Origin of the sequence: Telluria antibiotica (genome assembly GCF_011682055.1) — a bacterium.
Classification (GTDB): Bacteria; Pseudomonadota; Gammaproteobacteria; order Burkholderiales; family Burkholderiaceae_D; genus Telluria; species Telluria antibiotica.
Genome location: NZ_JAAQOM010000008.1, coordinates 293,720 through 311,590 on the forward strand (window position 1 = coordinate 293,720; position 17,871 = coordinate 311,590).

Here is a 17,871-nt window from a genome sequence, read left to right on the forward strand (position 1 = left end):
TTCGCCGTCGTGCTCTGACCCCGCTGATTGACCCCGCTGATTACAACTGACCCCGCTGACTACAGCGAAGAGAGAATTATGTCACAAGCTACCCCTACCGAAGCAGCGACTCCGCGTCCGAACGAATTCAACCTCGTCTGGATCGACATGGAAATGACCGGCCTCGACCCGGACAACGACCGCATCATCGAAGTGGCCGCCGTCGTCACGGACGCCAACCTGAACGTGCTGGCCGAAGGTCCCGTGATCGCCGTGCACCAGAGCGACGCCACCCTGGACAAGATGGATGCCTGGAACAAGGGCACGCACGGCCGTTCGGGCCTGATCGATCGCGTGAAGGCGTCGACGGTGGACGAGGCCCAGGCCGAGGAGCAGCTGATCGCCTTCCTGAGGCAGTGGGTGCCGGCGAACAAGTCGCCGATGTGCGGCAACTCGATCTGCCAGGACCGCCGCTTCATGGCGCGCGGCATGCCGAAGCTGGAAGCGTTCTTCCACTACCGTAACCTGGACGTGTCCACGTTGAAGGAACTGTGCCGCCGCTGGAAGCCGGAACTGGCATCCGGCTTCAAGAAGGCGCAGAAGCACACGGCGCTGGCCGACATCATCGAGTCGATCGAAGAGCTGCGCTACTACCGCGAGCACTTCATTAAACTGTAAAGCAGCCAGGCGGCCCCAGACACGAAGTTGCAATCGTGCATGGGGTCGCAAGGCAGGTATGCGAAAATTGGCCCATGGCTGACATCTTGCGTACCACCGCCGGCCTCGGCGGAGACAGCGACGTCCGGCGTCTCCTGCGGGAGCACGACTGGAGCACGTCGCCGCTCGGTCCGCCCGCAGGCTGGCCGCCGGAGCTGGCCACCGCCGTGTCGATGGCCTTCAGCTCCGCCTTCCCGATGTTCGTCGCATGGGGGGGCGACCTGCGCTTCCTGTACAACGACGCCTACATCCCCATCCTGGGCGACAAGCACCCGGCCGCGTTCGGCGCGCCGTTCCAGCAGGTGTGGTCCGAGATCTGGCCCGACCTCGTGCCGATCGTCGACCGCGCGCTGTCGAACATCTCCGCCTATTTCGAAGACCTGCCCCTGGCGATGGAGCGCAAGGGCTTTCGCGAGGCGACCTGGTTCACGTTTTCGTATTCCCCGCTGCACGACGGCCACGGCCGCGTGGCCGGCCTGTACTGCACCTGCATCGAGACGACGGCCCGCGTGCAGGCGGAGCGCCGCGCCGCGTTCGAACTGACGGTGGCCGACGCGCTGCGTCCGCTGGCGTCGAGCGACGACGCCATCCGCAAGGGCTGCACCCTGCTGGGCCTGGAGCTGGGCATGGCGCGCGTGCTGTACGGCGAGGTCGACGATGCGCTCGCCACGATGGCGGTGCCGCGCGACTGGTGCCGGCCCGGCCTCGCCGGCGTCGCGGGCCACACGTTCGCCCTCGACGCGTTCGGCCCGGAGCTCGAGCGCGCCGGCCGCGCGGGTGACGTCGTCGCGGTGGCCGACATGCGCACCGACCCGCGCACGGCCGCGCGCCAGGGCACGTATCTCGCGCTGGACATCCAGGCCTGCCTCGCGGTGCCGCTGCGCCGCAGCGGGCGCCTGCAGGCCTTCCTCATGCTGGGCCTCGACCGCCCGCACGCCTGGACCGACGCCGAAGTGGCGCTGGCGCGGGGCACGGCCGAGCGCATCCGCGCGGCCGCCGACCTGGCGCGCGTGCAGGGCACGCTGCGCGAAGAGCGCGACCGCAGCCGCACGATCCTCGACACGATCGCGGAAGGCTTCATGCTGCTCGCCAGCGACTGGACCGTCCTGCAGATCAACCAGGCCGGCCTGCGCATCGCGCACATGGACGCGGACGACATCATCGGCCGCAACCACTGGGACGTCTGGCCGGAAGCGATCGACAGCGCGGCGGGGCGCATGTACCGCCGCGTGATGCGCGACCGCGTGGCGGGCACGGCGGAGTACCGCCAGCCCATGCCGGACGGCGGCGAAATCTGGTGCGAGGTGCGCGCCTATCCGACGGCCGACGGAGGCCTCGTGTCGTTCTTCCGCGACGTCACGGAGCGCAGGGCCGCCGAGGACAAGCTGCACGCGGCCGACCGTCGCAAGGACGAATTCCTCGCGATGCTGGCGCACGAGCTGAGGAATCCGCTGGCGCCGATCAGCGCCGCCGCCGATTTGCTGCGTATCGGACGCCTCGATGAAGCGAGGGTGCGCCAGAGCAGCGCCATCATCGGCCGCCAGGTGCGCCACATGACGAGCCTCGTGGACGACCTGCTGGACGTCTCGCGCGTCACGCGCGGGCTCGTCACGCTCGCGCGCGCGCCCGTGGCGGCGCGCACCATCGTCGACGAGGCGATCGAGCAGGTGCGCCCCATGTTCGAGGCGCGCCGCCAGCACCTCGCCGTCGACATCGCCGACCCGGACGCGACCGTGCTCGGCGACCGGGCGCGTCTCGTGCAGGTGCTGGCGAACCTGCTGAACAACGCGGCCAAGTACACGCAGGAAGATCGCCGCATCGACGTGGCGGCCACCGTCGACGCGGCGCGCGGCCGGCTGCTGCTGGTCGTGCGCGACCAAGGCATCGGCATCGAGCCGGGATTGACGGGACACGTGTTCGACCTGTTCACGCAGGCGCAGCGCTCGGTCGACCGCGCCCAGGGTGGCCTCGGGCTGGGCCTCGCGCTCGTCAAGAACCTCGTCGAGCTGCATGGCGGCACCGTGCTCTGCACGAGTCCGGGGCTGGGGCAGGGCAGCACGTTCGAGGTGGCGCTGCCGCTGATGGAGCCCGCCACGCAAGCGGCGCCGCGCGCCGCGACCCCGGACGCGGCCAGTGCGGCGCCCGGCGGACGGCGGCCGCTGCGGCTGCTCGTGGTGGACGACAACGTCGACGCCGCGGCCACGCTGGGCATGCTGCTGGAAGCGTGTGGCTATCTGGTGGAAGTTGAACACGATTCGCACCGCGCGCTCGAGCGGGCGCGCCAGCAGCGGCCGGACGTGGCGCTGCTCGACATCGGGCTGCCGGACATGGATGGCAACGAGTTGGCACGGCGCCTGCGCGCGGACGCCCAGACGGGCGCGATCGTGCTGGTGGCCGTCACGGGCTATGGACAGGAACAGGATCGCCGCGCGGCGTTCGAGGCCGGGTTCGACCATCACCTCGTGAAGCCCGTCGACATGGACGAGCTGGCGGGCTTATTGGCTGGGATTGGATCGGAGCGGTAACGGGACGGCGCTGCCGCGAACGCGTTCATATGCTGACGTAGCGGTAGGTTGGGCACCCTGTGCCCACGCGGACGTTCGCGAATCGCATACGTACGCGTGGGCTCGGGGAGCCCACTCCACGTGATGTTCGGCCGCTTCAGCGCATCTGCGTGTAATTGACCGGCACCCAGCGATACCCCTTGCCCTGCGTGGTGAGATGCCCGAGGCCGGGGAATTGCAAGTGCGCGCCGCCGACCAGCCAGCCGTTCTTGGCCGCCTCGTCGAACACGCGCTTGCGTGCCGCGTACGCGGCCTTCTCGTCGTTGTCGAAGGCGATCGTCACTTGCGGATTGTCGAACTGGACGGCGGCCAGGTGGATCAGGTCGCCGATCAGCACGAGCTTCTGGCCGTGGCTTTCCACCATGTAGACGGTGTGGCCCGGCGTGTGGCCATGCTCGGCCATCGCGGCGACACCCGGGACGAGCTCGCCGTCCGCGTCGATGGCCTTGAACTTGCCGGCCTTGATGTACGGGTTGATCGACGCCATCGCGCCCTTGAAGAAATCCTTCTTGTCGGCCGGGGCCTTGTCCATATTGGCCTGGCTGAGCCAGTAGTCGGCGTCGGCCTTGCCGGCGCGCACGATCGCGTTCGGGAACACGCGCTGGCCGTTGTTGACGAGGCCGCCGACGTGGTCGCCGTGCATGTGCGTGATGTAGATCTCGTCGATCTGCTCAGGCTGGTAGCCGGCCGCCTTCAGGTTGTTGACGAACTTGCCGACAGTCGGACCCATCAGGGCGCCGGCGCCGGTGTCGACGAGCACGAGCTTGCTGCCCGTGTTGATCAGGAATGCGTTGTCCGATGTTTCCACCGGCACCTTCAGGAAGTTCTTCGCGATGGCGGCGCGCGTCACTTCCGGCTTCTCGCGCATGTACTGGTCCATCGGCAGGTCGAACGTGCCGTCGCTGATCGGCGTGACTTCGACGTCACCCACCATCACGCGGTAAAAGCCGGGAGCGGGGGTCTTGACCATCGGCGCGGCGGCCTGGGCGGCGGGAACGGCGAGACCGGCGGCGGCCATGGCGAGGGCGGCGGCGAGCAGGGTCTGCTTGAGCGGTTTGATCATGTTGTTATCCTCGATGAATGAACGAAACGCGCGAACGCGGATTGCTTATCGTACATGATTGTTCAGTAACTCGCTGGACCCTGCCGGCCGCTCGCGCGGCCTCTTTGTCTTCGCTCAGGGGCGGCCGCGTCCCAGCGGCAAGGTGCGCAGCACGCGCCGTTCGTGTTCCTCGTCGTGCAGCGTGGCCGTCGCCTTGATCAGGTCGCTGCGGCTGACGATGCCCACCAGTTGCGCATGACCGGGTTGCGCCACGACGGGCAGGCGTTCGATGCCGTGCACGGCGAGGCGCGTGGCGACGGCACGGCACGTTTCGCCGGGCAGCGCGACGAGCGGCGGATTGGCGCCGTACAGCGCGCCGACGGTCGTCTCCGGCGGGTGGCCCGCCAGCGTGTCGCGTTCGAGCATGCCGATGACGGCGCCGCTCCGGACGACGGGGAAGGCGCGGTGCTGCTGGCCGGGGCCGAAACGCGTGGCCAGCACGGCGCCGATCGTGTCGTTCGCATCGACGTGCAGCACGTCCGTCGTCATCACCTCGGCCACGCTGTGGCGCTCGAGCGGGTCGATCCCGTATTCGCGGTAGATGTGGTGGCCGCGGCGGGCGATCTTTTCCGTCAGGATCGAGCGGCCCATCGTCAGCACCGTGAAGCCGTACGCGCCGGCCGACGCGGCCAGCAACGGCAGCAGGGAGTTCGCGTCGTGCGTGAGCTCGAACGCGAACACGACGGCCATCACGGGCGCGCGCATCATGCCGCCCAAGGTGGCGGCCATGAAGACGAGGGGCCACAGGGCGGGATCGGCGCCGGGCAGCCAAGGACCGAGCAGGGCGCCGAGGCCGGCACCGAGCATCAGCAGCGGCGCGAGCACGCCGCCGGACGTGCCGGAGCCGAGCGCGATCAGCCAGATGACGAGTTTCACCGCGAGCAGGCCGACGATGGCGCCCGCCAGCATGTGGTTGTGCAGGAGGTCGCCGATGACGTCGTAGCCGACGCCCAGCGCGCGCGGCTGGAAATAACCGCCGATGCCGACGGCGAGACCGCCCAACGCGGGCCACCACATCCAGTGGATGGGCAGGCGGTGGAAGGCGTCCTCGACGCGGTACAGCGCCGTCGACATCAGCCACGCGAGCGCGCCGCACGCGATGCCCGCGATGAGGCAGGACACGAGGGCGACGGGACTCACGGGCGCCGTCTGCAGCGGGAACAGGGCGCCCGCGCCGATCGCGAGCGGCCGCAGGAAGCCCGCGACGGCGCACGCCGTCGCCACGGGCAGCAGGCTGCGCGGGCGCAGTTCGAACAGCAGCAGTTCCACGGCCATCAGCACGGCGGCCACCGGCGTGCCGAACACGGCCGTCATGCCGGACACGGCACCGGCCACGAGCAGCGACTTGCGCTCGCCGCCCGTCAAGTGGAAGTACTGGGCGATCAGCGAGCCGATGGCGCCGCCCGTCATGATGATCGGGCCTTCCGCGCCGAACGGGCCGCCGCTACCGATCGCGATGCCGGACGACAGCGGTTTCAGCACGGCGACCTTCGGCGACATCGCGCTGCGCTTGAACAGGATCGCCTCGATCGCCTCGGGAATGCCGTGGCCGCGAATGGCCTCCGTGCCGAAGCGGGCGATCAGGCCGATGACGAGGCCGCCGAGCACGGGGATCGCGATCACCCATGCGCCCAGCGTGTTGTTGGCAGGCGACAGGTCGTCGAACGAGAATCGGCCGTAGAAAAACAGGTCCGTGAAGAAGCGGATCATCGTCAGCAGGACGCGCGCGGCGACCGTGCTGAGCCCGCCGATGACGGCGGCGAGGGCGGCGATGCGGAGCAGGCTCGCGTCGCCGGAGAAATCGCGCCGGGGCGCGGTAGGGTGCGTGGTCGTTTTCATATTGTCATGCAAGAGTGGGAACGGTGAAGACGCCTTGCAGCGCGTGCAGTTCGGCGCGGTGGACGGCGGCGAGGCGCGTCAGCAAGGCTTCGCCCTTGGGCAGCAGGTGCACTTCGACGCGGCGCCGGTCGGCCGCGTTCGTGCGGCGCTCGACGAGTTCGCCCGCTTCGCAGCGTGTGACGAGCGCGACGACGCCATGCTGCTTGGCCTGCAGGCGCTCGGCCAGCTCGCCGACGGTGGCCCATTCGCGTCCGGGAAAACCCTTGATGTGCAGGAGGAGCAGGTATTGCAGCGGCGTGATGCCTTCGGCCTGCACGGCGTTTTCGGAGAAGCGCTCGTAGCGCCGCATCTGGTAGCGGAATTCCGACAATGCGGCGAAATCCGGCTTGGACAGCGGGGGTGATTCGTCTTTCACGGGGATGACCTGCGGGAGGGCGTTGGCTTCGGGAACCAAATAATATATCATAACGTGATATTTTTTTGCACCGACAGAAATGATGCTGGAACAGAGTTTGGAATGGTTGCGTTCGTTTGTACCGCAACCGAATACGGTGCCGCGCGGCGAACGCATGCGCGCGGTGGCAGGGGCCCTCGTGGGGCTGTTCGTGACGGCGATCCTCAGCGACATGCTGACGAAGGGATCGGGCATCGGGCCGCTGGCCCTTGTCGCGCCGATGGGCGCATCGGCCGTGCTGCTGTTCTGCGTGCCGGCCAGCCCGCTGGCCCAGCCGTGGTCCGTGATCGGCGGGAACACGATTTCCGCGCTGATCGGCATCATCTGCGCGAAGAGCGTCGCCAATCCCGCGCTGGCCGCGCCGCTGGCGGGCGCCTGCGCCATCTTCGTCATGTTCCTGCTGCGCTGCCTGCACCCGCCCAGCGGCGCGGTGGCGTTGACGGCCGTCCTCGGCGGACCTGCGATCCACGCGGCCGGCTTCACCTTCGCGTTCCTGCCCGTCTGTCTGAACTCCACGCTGATCGTGCTGGCCGCGCTCGTGTTCAACAACTTGACGGGGCGGCGCTATCCGCACAACCAGAAATCGATGCTGCGCACGGCGCAGCAGGCGGCGCACGCGACGCGCGACCCGGCGCCGATGGCACGCCTGGGCTTCACGGCCGAGGACCTGGACGCCGTGCTCGCGCGCTACGGCCAGGTGCTGGACGTCAGCCGCGACGACCTGGAAGAGATCCTGCTGCAGACGGAGCAGCGCGCCTACGCGCGCCGCTTCGGCACGGTGAACTGCGGCGCGATCATGTCGAAGGACGTCGTGACGGCCACGCCGGACATGACGCTCGCGGAAGCCTGGCGCCTGCTGCGCCACCACAACCTGCACGCGCTGCCGGTACTGGACCCGTCGCGCCGCGTGGCGGGCATCATCGGCCAGAGCGATTTCCTGCATCACGCGGGCCTGGACGATTACCAGACCGTGGCCGAGCGCTTGCGCGGCCTGTTCGCCCACGTGCTGGGCGTGCGCCCGGAGCGCGCGGCGACGGTGGGGGAGCTGATGTCGACGAAGGTCGCGGTCGTGGGCGCGGACGAACCGATCGCCACGCTCGTCCCGTTGATGAGCAACGTGGGCCTGCACCATATCCCGGTGGTGGACGAGCGGGCCGTGTTCCTCGGCGTCGTCAGCCAGTCGGACTTGCTGGCCGCGCTGTTCGAAGCCCGGTTGGCCGAAGCGGCCTGAAGCGGCGAGCCGATGAAGTTCGTCGCAGACTAAACAGTCTGCCACGACAAGCCAGAGCGATCGGCAGCGTTACCGTTGGCTTGCCCTCGGAGCAACAACACCGTACATTGAGCCGTTTCGATCGTACGCTATCGGCCGAGGCTGTGTAAAAAAGCAAGATCGACTGCTCGAATCTCAAAGGTTAGTACTGGAGCGGCCTGAGGCGTCTTGTCGCACCAAAATTGATCTCCGCTGGCTTCGGCCAACTCGGAACGGTGACGCCCCAAAGTAGCCCACATCGCTTGAGAAAACGGGCCAAGGCCCGGATCGCGGCCACCATGCCCGATCTGCCCGGAATCGCCATCAATCGCCGGAAATGATAGGCGAGGACGTGCTGGCTCATTTCCGTTTTCGCGCATTCCAGTCCTTTCGTCAGAAAGTGCGACGCGGCCATCCACGATTTGATCGTGCCGTACGGGTGCTCGACGGACGAGCGGCGGATGCGCATGGCGTCCGGGTCCCCGATGTTCGCCTTCGATAAAGCGCTTCGTGCGGCATCCGTATTGATGAGATACTGGATCAACGTTTACAGACCCGGTTTCGCAGGATGCCTTACGTTATTGCTGGAGCAACTGTCAATCATTCGATCCCGCGTGACCACCCAGCCTACTGCATCGTCACGTAGGTGGAGGCCTGCTGCGCCGGCATCTGCACCAACGCATCCCGCATCACCGCCGCCTCGTGTCCGGGCGGACGCCCGAAGAAGCGCTTGAATTCCCGGCTGAACTGGGAACTGCTTTCATAGCCAACCAGTTGGGACGCGGTGGCCGCGCTGACGCCATCCTGCACCATCAACAGGCGTGCCTTGTGCAAGCGCGTCGTCTTCAGGTACTGGATCGGCGTCGTCCGCGTGACCGCCTTGAAATGAGCGTGAAAGGAGGCGAGGCTCATGCCGGCTTCTGCAGCCAGCATTGCGACGTCGACGGGCTGGTCGTACGCTGCATGGATGCGTCGTAACGCCTTGCCGATGCGGCCAAAATGACTCTGCTGGGTCAGCGCGGCGTGGATCGCGCCACCCTGTGGTCCGGTCAGCACCCGGTATAGCAACTCACGCACGATGGCCGGCCCGAGGATGCGGGCGTCGTCGTCGGAACACAGCGCTTCGAGCAGGCGCAGCAGTGCATCGCCCAGACGGTCGTCCAGCGGTGTCGAGCAGATGCCGACGGCGTCGCGCGGAGCATGGCGATACCGTTGGTCGAGAGCCAGCACGACTTCGGCCGCCACGCGCAGGTCGATCGCCACGGATACGGCCAGCATCGGCGCATCAGGAGTGGCCAGCGTATCCGATTCGAACGGCAGCGGCACCGACAGCACGAGGTAGTGGTGCGGGTCGTAGGTGTACACCACGCCGTCCAGGAAGCCGCGCTTGCGGCCCTGGACGACAAACACGATGCTCGGTTCGTATAGAACTGGCACACGGGCGATGGCAGCGTCCGCGCGCATGAAACGGACACCCGCAAGACGGGACAGGGTATAGCCCGCGGACGGGGCCAGATCACGCACCAGGGTGACGATGTGCCGTTGTCGAAGTTCGTTCATGGTTTGGAGGAATAGGCAATCGACGAATACTATCCGATATTTTCGCGGCCGTGTCCGCGGACCATACTGCGTCCATCTTCAACCCACGCAGGAGCAACTCCATGAACACCAGCAAACGGAAAGTCGTCCTGATCACCGGCGCCAGCAGCGGTATCGGCGAGGCAACCGCCGCCCACTTGGCCGCGCATGGCATGCACGTGGTCCTTGGCGCGCGGCGTACCGACCGGCTCGAGACACTGGCCGCCCGGATCGGCGCCGATCACGGTTCGGCCGACGTCGTCCCCCTCGACGTCACGCGCCTGGACAACGTGCGCCAGTTCGTCGACTTCGCGCTCGACCGCCATGGACGCGTCGACGTCATGCTCAACAACGCGGGCGTCATGCCGCTGTCGAAACTGGAAGCGCTCAAGGTCGACGAGTGGAATCGGATGATCGACGTGAACGTGCGCGGCGTCCTGCATGGTATCGCGGCGGCACTGCCCGTGATGCGACGCCAGGGCAGCGGCCAGATCATCAACATGGCCTCGATCGGCGCCTATACCGTAAGCCCGACGGCCGCCGTGTATTGCGCGACCAAGTTTGCCGTTGCTGCGATCACGGAAGGCTTGCGCCAGGAAGTCGGCGGCGATATCCGCGTTACCCTGGTGTCGCCGGGCGTGGTGGAGTCAGAGTTGGCCGATTCCATCTCGGACGCGGCCGGACGTGCCGAAATGCGCGCCTACCGCCAGATCGCGCTCAAGCCAGACGCCATTGCACGCGCGATCCGGTTCGCGATCGAGCAACCGGCAGACGTCGACGTCAGCGAGCTCATCGTGCGTCCGACCGCGAGCCCGTTTTGAGCGCGTTGTCGGCTGACTCATCGGCAAGCATGGCCTCGCAGGTACTCATCTAGACGCGCTGCAGACCCCAAGGGCTGCGTACGATACTCGATCATGGTTGCTTGCTTCATCAAAGGGAGACCTACAGGCAACACGAACGGCAGCTAATGGCCGAGGCTGTGTACAAACGCGGGCGCGACGAGGCGTCCGCGGCTCCCGGCTATCCGAAACGCCCGCTACGACGTTTGCACGAGGTCGGGAATGATGAAGAGCTCCCTCAAAACGTCGTGATGTCGCGTTTTCACACTGTCTGGTCGCAATCGGCCCTTCAGGCTGCGGCCCTTCAAACATATTGCCTCAGTACGACAGTGGCATCTTCGGTTGCAACAATCGTCGTTTTGCTTCCGTAGACGGTGAGTCACCGTACTGAATCTCCCTGTCGGAAGGCTTACGGTGAAGCTTTCGGGTAGATAGCACGTCCAGGAAGCGAGCCTTTTGCGTTCACGCCACGGCGGCCCGGTACGAATACCGACCACAGGAGGACAATATGACCACATCCGCTCATGAGATGCATGCCGACACCCCGGTAGTTGCCGCCGAGTTGGGCACGAATGAGCAATTCAAAGCGTTGAAATCCAAGGTTTCAGACGTACTGTCCTCTCCGTACGTGCGCGGCGCCGCTGTACTGGGCATCTCGGCGGCGGGCTATGCGCTGCTCAGGCGCAAAAAAGCCCCGATAGTCGACGTGACACCGGAACGCAGCGATCGCCTTGGGGAGATGCTGAAGGTCGGTAGTTTTGTTCTGTCACTGGTCGCGCCCATTGCCTCGGTCATGAGCAACGCCAGCGTCGACGCAGCCACTCCGGTCGAGAAAGAAACGGAACCCGCGCCGCCGCGTTTCGAGGATCGCAAACCTGACGCGAAGGACCCGGAACCATCTGCAAGCACGCCTGCGCTCCCAAAGTTCGAGCAAACCTCCACGAGCTGGATCGGTCGGCAGTGGCAGATCTTCCTGGCGGCGGCAAACGCATGGATGGATGATTACGCGCCGAGCATGGGGGCAGCGCTTTCGTATTACACGCTGTTTTCCCTGGCACCGTTACTGGTCCTGATCATCGCGATTGCCGGGATGGTATTTGGACAGGACGCGGCACAAGGCGCGATTATTGCGCAGTTTCAAAGCATCATGGGCAAGCAAGGGGCGCTGGCCTTGCAGGCCTTGCTGAAAGCTGCGCGCGAACCGTCGACCGGGATTGTTGCCAGTATCGTTGGCGGTATTCTTTTGCTGGTGGGCGCAACCGCCACGTTCGCCGAGCTGCAAACCGATCTGGACCGCATCTGGCGGGTGCCGGCGAAACAGAAACCGTCGGGCATCTGGGGCTGGTTGCGCAGCCGGATATTATCGTTTGGGTTGGTTCTCGGACTTGCTTTCATGCTGATGATTTCACTCGTCGTCAGCGCCGCGCTCGCGGCGGCAAGCGAATGGTTGGGTGGGGTGACCGCAGCGGAAAGCGTGTTGGCGAACGTATTGAATTTCGCCGCGTCGTTCGCCCTTTTCACGGTGATGTTTGCGATGATCTACAAGATCATGCCGACCGCGAAGATATCCTGGCACGATGTCTGGATGGGGTCTGCGGTGACTGCGTTGCTCTTCAACGTAGGCAAAGCGTTGATCGGGTTGTACCTCGCGAAATCGAGTGTGGCCACGGGCTTTGGCGCAGCCGGCTCGTTCGTCATTCTCGTCGCGTGGTTCTATTATTCCGCGCAGATTTTCCTGTTCGGCGCCGAATATACCTGGGTGTACGCCAACAGCAAAGTACAGGACGGGACAGCCCAATGAAAAAGGCCAACATCGCTGTCGGCCTCTTCGCATCAGCATGCTGATCTGACGGTATGTCTTAACCTGCCTTGCGACGACGCAGCACGCTCATGCCAAACGCGCCAAGACCGAGCAGGGCGATGGATGCCGGTTCCGGCACATCGTTGCTCTGCGGCGTATTCCGGACATAGATCGTTTCCGGTACGCCGCTGATGGGACCATTCACGCCATCGGTTACATTGCCCCCGGCAAAGTCGCCCGCATCGACATGGCTAAAATCGCTCCAGTACTCGGAAGCATAGATGTAGATCGAATGGTTGTTAAAAGTGCCCGGGGAAACGATGCCGCCAGGGTTTCCGGGGGCAATGAAGTCGTTCCACAGCGGATGTGCGGCCCACTCCGCCGCAGTTGCCGTACGCCAGCCTTCAGCGGCGCGGTAGCTAGCCGGCTGAATATTGCCGGGACCCCATTCGTTCGGCGCGATCGGACCAGCATAAACCCAGTCGAGCCCGCTATTGTTGAAGTTGCTGAGGAAATTGGCGGTTGGGATCGGGGTGCTGGAATCAATGATGACCGCTTGAGCATTCGAAAACACACCGGTGGCCAGCGCCAAGCTCAGAAAAACCTTTTTCATTTTTAAATTTTCTTTCAGGTGGTTGAGGGCAATATCCGTGTAGCAAGTTAGATGCCAGCGCGAAATCTTTAGTATTATCAATTACTTACAAATTCGGCAACTCTTGGGTGTAAAGATTCCTGACAGGAATCACTCCTGTTGCAGGGGTAGCGATATCGCGACGGTGCCCAGGCAATGCCGCCGCCGCTGGCCAGTACCAGAAAACACGATGTCGCTCGACCAGGACGCTGCGGCAAACGAGGCGGGCGAGAACGCGCTGACAGCGGGCCAACGGTCACGCGAATGATGGGAGAGGATCAGCTGCGGCGTGGACACTGCGTGCCCACGCCAACGGGATTATCGATGCCGACGACAGCGCAGTGATGGCCCTGGTCGAGCAATATGGCTTCAGGTCGGCGTGCACACCGAGGCGGTATCCTGGCGGAGTCAGGCTTCGTTGGCCCCGCAGCACTTCTTGTATTTCTTGCCGCTGCCGCACGGGCAATCGTCGTTGCGGCCGACTTTCGGCTCGTCGCGGCGCACGGTTTCCACGGCGGCCTTGCGGCGCGGCAACCAGAAGCGGTGGATGCCCGGCAGGTTCGCCTCGATGTCCAGCGCCAGCTTGTGCGCCTTCTTCGGGTCTTCGACTTCCGCCAGCTCGCTTTCGTCGATCTCGTCGGCGCCCAGCAGGTAGATGGGGCGCATCAGCGGGCCCGCTTCCGAATCCCAGATCTCGTCCCACGAACCGGAGCGCAGTTCCATGCCTTCCCAGAAACCCCAGCACCACGCCTCGGCGTCGATCAGTGTCTCGCCATTGATGTCGTGCTCGACGTACAGCGGCTCGAATTCCTTTGGCGCGACCTCGAACGTGACGAGCACTTCGTTCATGAAGCGCATGATGAGGTTGACGATGCGCTCTTCCTCCTTCGGATTCTTCCACTTGGGCACGGCGCCTTCCTCGCCCCACACGTGCGGCAGCCACTCTGCCGGCATGATGGTTTCCGGACCGATGGCGACGGCCGTCAGGTAGCCGTGCAGCGTGTCCATCGTCATCGCGTCGTCGGAACAGCGGTCGGACAGGAGGAAGTTGTCGAGGTCGTCGAATTCTTTTTCGGAGAGGGGCTGGTCGAGTTGCATTGTTGCGTTTCCTTGCGTTGAAGGCGCCAGTGTAACTCTTGTCGCGCCCCGGCCGGCGAAAAAAGACGCGTTCCGGCCGACCGTCTTACAATGGCGGGATGGATACACAGTCTGACAACCCGAGCTTGCACCCCTTTTCCCGGCTCGATCCGCTGACGGTGCTGGACGCCGTCGAGAGCGCGGGCCTGCGTGCCGACGGCCGTCTCCTCGCGCTGAACAGCTACGAAAACCGCGTGTACCGCGTGGGCTGCGAGGAGGGCCCGCCGGTCGTCGTCAAGTTCTACCGGCCCGGACGCTGGAGCGATGCCGCCATCCTCGAGGAACACGCGTTCGTGCAAGAACTGGCCGACGCGGAAGTGCCCGTCGTGCCAGCGGACATGGTCGACGGCCGCACCCTGCACGAGCACGGCGGCTTTCGTTTCGCCGTGTTTCCCAGCCGCGGCGGGCGCGCGCCGGAATTGTCCGATCCGGCCACGCTGGAATGGATCGGCCGCTTCATCGGCCGCATCCACGCGGTGGGCGCGGCGAGGCCGTTTGCCGAGCGTCCGCGGCTCGACCTCGACACGTTCGGCCGCGAACCGCGCGCGTGGCTGATCGGCCACGGTTTCATTCCGCCGGAGCTGCTGACGGCGTACGCGAGCGTGCTCGACCAGGCGCTGGACGGCGTTGCCCGCTGCTACGACCGCGCGGGCGCCTTGCCGCTGATCCGCCTGCATGGCGATTGCCATGTCGGCAACGTGCTGTGGACGGGCGACGGCCCGCACTTCGTCGACTTCGACGACAGCCGCATGGGGCCGGCCGTCCAGGACCTGTGGATGCTGCTGTCGGGCGAGCGCCACGAGATGGTGGGCCAGCTGTCCGACGTGCTCGCGGGCTACGAGGATTTCTGCGAATTCGACCCGCGCCAGCTGTACCTCGTCGAGGCGCTGCGCACGTTGCGGCTGATCCATTACTCGGCGTGGCTGGCGATGCGCTGGGACGATCCCGCGTTTCCCGCGGCTTTCCCCTGGTTCAATACCCAGCGCTACTGGCAAGACCGCATCCTCGAGCTGCGCGAGCAGGTGGCGCTGATGGACGAACCACCTTTGTGGCCGGTCTAAACGCGGAATTGCCACTGTTTCACGATTCAGCTCGGCGTGACACGAAACGCAGCCATGCCGCATAATCGTCGTGCGGGCCCGTCCGGGCCCGCTTGCCCTCCAGCGAGCATTCCATGACCGACCGCGCCGACCAGACCGACCCGACCGCCAAGCACGACGACGCCGATTTCACGATCGACCTGATGCCCGCCGCCCAGGAGCACGCGGCACCGCAGGTCGAGCCGCAGCGCGAGCATCTGGAGCAGCGTGCGATCAAGGAAGGCATCGCGCGCGTGGAGGCGGAAGCGAAGGCGGCCGTCGCGGCCGAGAACCGCGCCCATGCCGAGGCCCGCGCCCGCAGCCTGGCCGAGGAACGGGCCGCCATCGATGCGGAAGCGGCGGCGGCTGCGCTCGCGAACGCGCAGGCGTCGGAAGAGGCGATCGAAGCGAACCGCGACCGCATCGAAACGCTGCGCGCCGCCGCCAAGGCCGCGGCCGAGCGCCTGGAAGCGATCCGCCAGGAGACGGCCGGGCTGCGCGCCCGCGTTGAATCCGACACGCAGATCCGCCGCGCGTCCGAGGCCCGCGCCCGGGCCGAGGACGATGCCCGCAAGCGCGCGGAAGAACAGGCGCGCGTCGACGCCGAGATCGCCGAACGCGCCCAGCGCGAAGCGGACGCGCTCGCCATGCAGGCCGAACAGGCACGCCGGCAGGCGGCCGAACGCGCGGCGGCCGTGCACGCGGCGCACGAGGAAGTGCACCACAACGCCAGTGCAGATGCCCGCGTGGCGATCCTCGCGCGCGAGCGCGAACGGGCCGAGCGTGCGGCGCGCCAGACCGCGGAGAAGCTGGCGCAGGCCGAGGCGGAAGCGCTGGAACTCGCGCAGCAGCGCGAGCGGGCGGACCAGGTCGCGCTCGCGTCCGCGTTCGCGCGCGCATCCGCGGAGGCGCGCGCGCTCGAGGAAGCACGGGCCCTTGCACACATCGAACAGGAACGGGAAGCCATCGCGCAGGCGCAGGTGGAGTCGGAGCGGACGGCCGCGCAATCGCTGCGCATGCGCATGCAGACGGAAAAGGAATTGCGCGACGCAGCCGTCCACCGCGAGCGCCTGGAACAGATGGCGGCCGACGCCGCGAGCGCGCGGCGGGAAGCGGAAACGCGCATCCTTGCCGCAACCGAGGCGCGCATCGAGGCCGACCGCAAGCTGCGCGACGTCGCGCTGGCCAGGGCCGCGGCGGAAGAAGAGGAATCGCAGCAGAGCCAGGCACGCCTCGACGCCGAGCGCGAAGCGGAGCAGCAGGCGCGGCTGCGCGCGGAGGCCGACCGCATGGCGCAGGATGCGGCGCAGCGCGACGCCGAGGCGCAGGAGCGCGAGCGCCAGCTGGCCGAGGAGCGGGCCGCGCTCGCCGACGCCGCCGCGGCCGCGCGCGCCGCGCAGAACGCGGCGGCCGCGGCGGAAGTCGCCGCCCAGGCCGAACGGGTCGAACACGAACGCGAGGCCGCGCGCCTGGCGGAGGAGCGCGCCGCGCAGGCGCGCGAGCTCGCGCAGGCCGAGGCGGCGCGCGTGCAGGCCGAGCAGGATGCGCTGGCGCGCGAGCACGCACGTCTCGAGGCCGAGCGCACGTTGATGGCGGCGGCCGAGGCGCGTGCCGCCATGGAACAGGAGCAGGCGGTGCGGGTGGCCGAGCGGATCGAAGCGCTGCAGCGCGAGATCGGCGCGCTGCAGGCCGAAACGGCGGCCCGCCTCGCGGCCGCCGAGCAGGACCATGCGGCCCGTTTGCAGGCCCGGCGCGATGCGCTCGCGGCCCAGCAGGCCGACGTCGACGCGCGCCGCGCCGCCCTCGAACAGGAGCACGCGGCGCTGCTGCAGGCGCACCGCGACGCGCTGTCTCGCCAGCAGGCCGAATTCGATGCGCGCCGTGCCGCGGCCGAACAGGAACAGGCGGCGCTGCTGGCCGCCCAGGCCGAACAGGAACAGCGCGCGGCTGCCGAGCGCCAGGCCGTCATCGATGCGCAACGCGCCGTCACGGAGCAGGCGACGCGCCAGGCCGAGGCCGAACAGGCCGTCGCCGACGCCCAGCGTGCCCAGGCGGCGCGTGCGGCGGAACTGGCGCAAGCCCAGGCCGACCGCGCGGCCCACGAGCAGCGCCAGCAGCAGTTGACGGAAGAAGTGCTGGCGGCCGAGCGGGCCGCCGCCGACGTCGCGCACGATGCCTTGCTGCTGCTGGAACAAAAGCTGTCGTCGCAACAGCAGCAGACGGCGGCCGACGTGCGCGCCAACGAAGCGGCGGCCGCGCGCATGGCGTCCGAACGGGCGGCAGTGGCGGCGGCGGAGGCACGCGCCGCCGCCGAGACCGAGCGCGCCCAGCTGGCGAAAATGCGCGAGACGGCCGAGCAGGCCGCGGCCCAGGCTGCAATCGACAAGCGCGAGGCCCAGCGCGGGCTGCTGGCCGACGCCCAGCGCGCGGCGGAGATGCAGCGCAAGACGGCGCTGGCGACGCAGGAAATGGCGGATGCGAAGAAGCGTCTCGTCGAACTGGAATCGGCGCGCCAGGACGAGCAGGTGGCGGAACTGGCCGCGCTGCGCGAACAGATCGAGGCACGCCAGGCCGAGGCCAAGCAGCGCGCCGAATCGGAAGACCTTGCGCGCGAGGTGCTGGGCCGGTTCTCGCAGCAGCCGTCGAAGGTGCAGGCGGCGATTCGCCTCGCGGACGCCGTCGCCAAGCAACGGGCCGATCGCGAGCACGAGTGATTCCAGCCGCCGAGTCCATGCGGGCGCAGGCGTAACGCAACGTTACGCGTGGGCACAGGGCTGCCCACCCTAACGGTCATTGCAGAGCGGCCGCCCCGGGGCATGAAAGAATACAGGGTGGAAGGCTGGCGATAGAGGTCGAGCATTAATCGTGGAGGTAAATCCCCGACCCTAACGTGATCCGCAGA

Annotated in this window: 14 protein-coding genes; 7 read left to right on the plus strand and 7 right to left on the minus strand. The window is 66.9% G+C overall.

Annotated elements, in window-relative coordinates:
* Window positions 1–78 precede the first annotated feature (78 nt).
* Window positions 79–657 (plus strand): oligoribonuclease, encoded by a 579-nt coding sequence (orn, locus tag HAV22_RS15325; RefSeq protein ID WP_166859970.1) that lies wholly within the window; start codon window positions 79–81, stop codon window positions 655–657.
* 74 nt (window positions 658–731) lie between these two features.
* Window positions 732–3,221 carry an ATP-binding protein gene (locus HAV22_RS15330; protein ID WP_166859972.1) on the plus strand — a complete coding sequence of 830 codons (2,490 nt, stop codon included), beginning with the start codon at window positions 732–734 and terminating at the stop codon, window positions 3,219–3,221.
* Between the two features lie 136 nt (window positions 3,222–3,357).
* On the opposite strand, the gene HAV22_RS15335 is transcribed toward HAV22_RS15330, so the two are convergent.
* The 3 genes from HAV22_RS15335 to HAV22_RS15345 form a co-directional block, all read right to left on the minus strand.
* Window positions 3,358–4,323 (minus strand): MBL fold metallo-hydrolase, encoded by a 966-nt coding sequence (locus tag HAV22_RS15335; RefSeq protein ID WP_166859974.1) that lies wholly within the window; start codon window positions 4,321–4,323, stop codon window positions 3,358–3,360.
* A 114-nt stretch (window positions 4,324–4,437) separates the two neighbouring features.
* The gene (locus HAV22_RS15340; protein WP_166859976.1) at window positions 4,438–6,201 is read right to left on the minus strand and encodes a chloride channel protein; all 1,764 of its coding nucleotides are present in this window, start codon (window positions 6,199–6,201) and stop codon (window positions 4,438–4,440) included.
* A 4-nt stretch (window positions 6,202–6,205) separates the two neighbouring features.
* Window positions 6,206–6,550 (minus strand): MarR family winged helix-turn-helix transcriptional regulator, encoded by a 345-nt coding sequence (locus HAV22_RS15345; RefSeq protein ID WP_229421264.1) that lies wholly within the window; start codon window positions 6,548–6,550, stop codon window positions 6,206–6,208.
* Window positions 6,551–6,698: 148 nt separating this feature from the next.
* On the opposite strand from HAV22_RS15345, the gene HAV22_RS15350 reads away from it, so the two are divergent.
* Window positions 6,699–7,886 carry an HPP family protein gene (locus HAV22_RS15350; protein WP_166859980.1) on the plus strand — a complete coding sequence of 396 codons (1,188 nt, stop codon included), beginning with the start codon at window positions 6,699–6,701 and terminating at the stop codon, window positions 7,884–7,886.
* Between the two features lie 181 nt (window positions 7,887–8,067).
* On the opposite strand, the gene HAV22_RS15355 is transcribed toward HAV22_RS15350, so the two are convergent.
* Both HAV22_RS15355 and HAV22_RS15360 read right to left on the minus strand, forming a co-directional pair.
* Window positions 8,068–8,448 carry a hypothetical protein gene (locus HAV22_RS15355; protein WP_166859983.1) on the minus strand — a complete coding sequence of 127 codons (381 nt, stop codon included), beginning with the start codon at window positions 8,446–8,448 and terminating at the stop codon, window positions 8,068–8,070.
* 83 nt (window positions 8,449–8,531) lie between these two features.
* On the minus strand, window positions 8,532–9,464 hold the full coding sequence (locus HAV22_RS15360) for an AraC family transcriptional regulator (RefSeq protein ID WP_166859985.1): 933 nt from the start codon (window positions 9,462–9,464) through the stop codon (window positions 8,532–8,534).
* Between the two features lie 101 nt (window positions 9,465–9,565).
* Here HAV22_RS15360 and HAV22_RS15365 point away from each other — a divergent pair, with 101 nt between their 5' ends.
* Window positions 9,566–10,303, plus strand: coding sequence for an SDR family oxidoreductase (locus HAV22_RS15365; RefSeq protein WP_166859987.1), 738 nt, complete (start codon window positions 9,566–9,568; stop codon window positions 10,301–10,303).
* Between the two features lie 526 nt (window positions 10,304–10,829).
* Window positions 10,830–12,122, plus strand: coding sequence for a YihY/virulence factor BrkB family protein (locus HAV22_RS31195; RefSeq protein WP_229421251.1), 1,293 nt, complete (start codon window positions 10,830–10,832; stop codon window positions 12,120–12,122).
* A 58-nt stretch (window positions 12,123–12,180) separates the two neighbouring features.
* Here the strand turns inward: HAV22_RS31195 and HAV22_RS15375 are convergent, their stop codons facing one another.
* Entirely contained in the window at window positions 12,181–12,735 is a 555-nt protein-coding gene (locus tag HAV22_RS15375; RefSeq protein WP_166859989.1) for a PEP-CTERM sorting domain-containing protein, read from the minus strand.
* A gap of 426 nt (window positions 12,736–13,161) precedes the next feature.
* Complete coding sequence (locus tag HAV22_RS15380; RefSeq protein WP_166859991.1) at window positions 13,162–13,851, minus strand: UPF0149 family protein; 690 nt, start codon at window positions 13,849–13,851, stop codon at window positions 13,162–13,164.
* A gap of 98 nt (window positions 13,852–13,949) precedes the next feature.
* Here HAV22_RS15380 and HAV22_RS15385 point away from each other — a divergent pair, with 98 nt between their 5' ends.
* Window positions 13,950–14,951 (plus strand): serine/threonine protein kinase, encoded by a 1,002-nt coding sequence (locus HAV22_RS15385; protein WP_166859993.1) that lies wholly within the window; start codon window positions 13,950–13,952, stop codon window positions 14,949–14,951.
* A gap of 113 nt (window positions 14,952–15,064) precedes the next feature.
* Window positions 15,065–17,683 (plus strand): coiled-coil domain-containing protein, encoded by a 2,619-nt coding sequence (locus HAV22_RS30850; RefSeq protein WP_208296205.1) that lies wholly within the window; start codon window positions 15,065–15,067, stop codon window positions 17,681–17,683.
* Window positions 17,684–17,871: the final 188 nt, after the last annotated feature.

Excerpts from the sequence above, each read along its gene's own strand:
- orn (WP_166859970.1), top strand. The coding sequence starts at position 79 with ATGTCACAAGCTACCCCTACCGAAGCAGCGACTCCGCGTCCGAACGAA.
- HAV22_RS15385 (WP_166859993.1), top strand. The coding sequence starts at position 13,950 with ATGGATACACAGTCTGACAACCCGAGCTTGCACCCCTTTTCCCGGCTC.
- HAV22_RS15340 (WP_166859976.1), bottom strand. The coding sequence starts at position 6,201 with ATGAAAACGACCACGCACCCTACCGCGCCCCGGCGCGATTTCTCCGGC.
- HAV22_RS15350 (WP_166859980.1), top strand. The coding sequence starts at position 6,699 with ATGCTGGAACAGAGTTTGGAATGGTTGCGTTCGTTTGTACCGCAACCG.
- HAV22_RS30850 (WP_208296205.1), top strand. The coding sequence starts at position 15,065 with ATGACCGACCGCGCCGACCAGACCGACCCGACCGCCAAGCACGACGAC.
- HAV22_RS15380 (WP_166859991.1), bottom strand. The coding sequence starts at position 13,851 with ATGCAACTCGACCAGCCCCTCTCCGAAAAAGAATTCGACGACCTCGAC.
- HAV22_RS15375 (WP_166859989.1), bottom strand. The coding sequence starts at position 12,735 with ATGAAAAAGGTTTTTCTGAGCTTGGCGCTGGCCACCGGTGTGTTTTCG.
- HAV22_RS15345 (WP_229421264.1), bottom strand. The coding sequence starts at position 6,550 with ATGCGGCGCTACGAGCGCTTCTCCGAAAACGCCGTGCAGGCCGAAGGC.
- HAV22_RS15330 (WP_166859972.1), top strand. The coding sequence starts at position 732 with ATGGCTGACATCTTGCGTACCACCGCCGGCCTCGGCGGAGACAGCGAC.
- HAV22_RS15365 (WP_166859987.1), top strand. The coding sequence starts at position 9,566 with ATGAACACCAGCAAACGGAAAGTCGTCCTGATCACCGGCGCCAGCAGC.
- HAV22_RS15335 (WP_166859974.1), bottom strand. The coding sequence starts at position 4,323 with ATGATCAAACCGCTCAAGCAGACCCTGCTCGCCGCCGCCCTCGCCATG.
- HAV22_RS31195 (WP_229421251.1), top strand. The coding sequence starts at position 10,830 with ATGACCACATCCGCTCATGAGATGCATGCCGACACCCCGGTAGTTGCC.
- HAV22_RS15360 (WP_166859985.1), bottom strand. The coding sequence starts at position 9,464 with ATGAACGAACTTCGACAACGGCACATCGTCACCCTGGTGCGTGATCTG.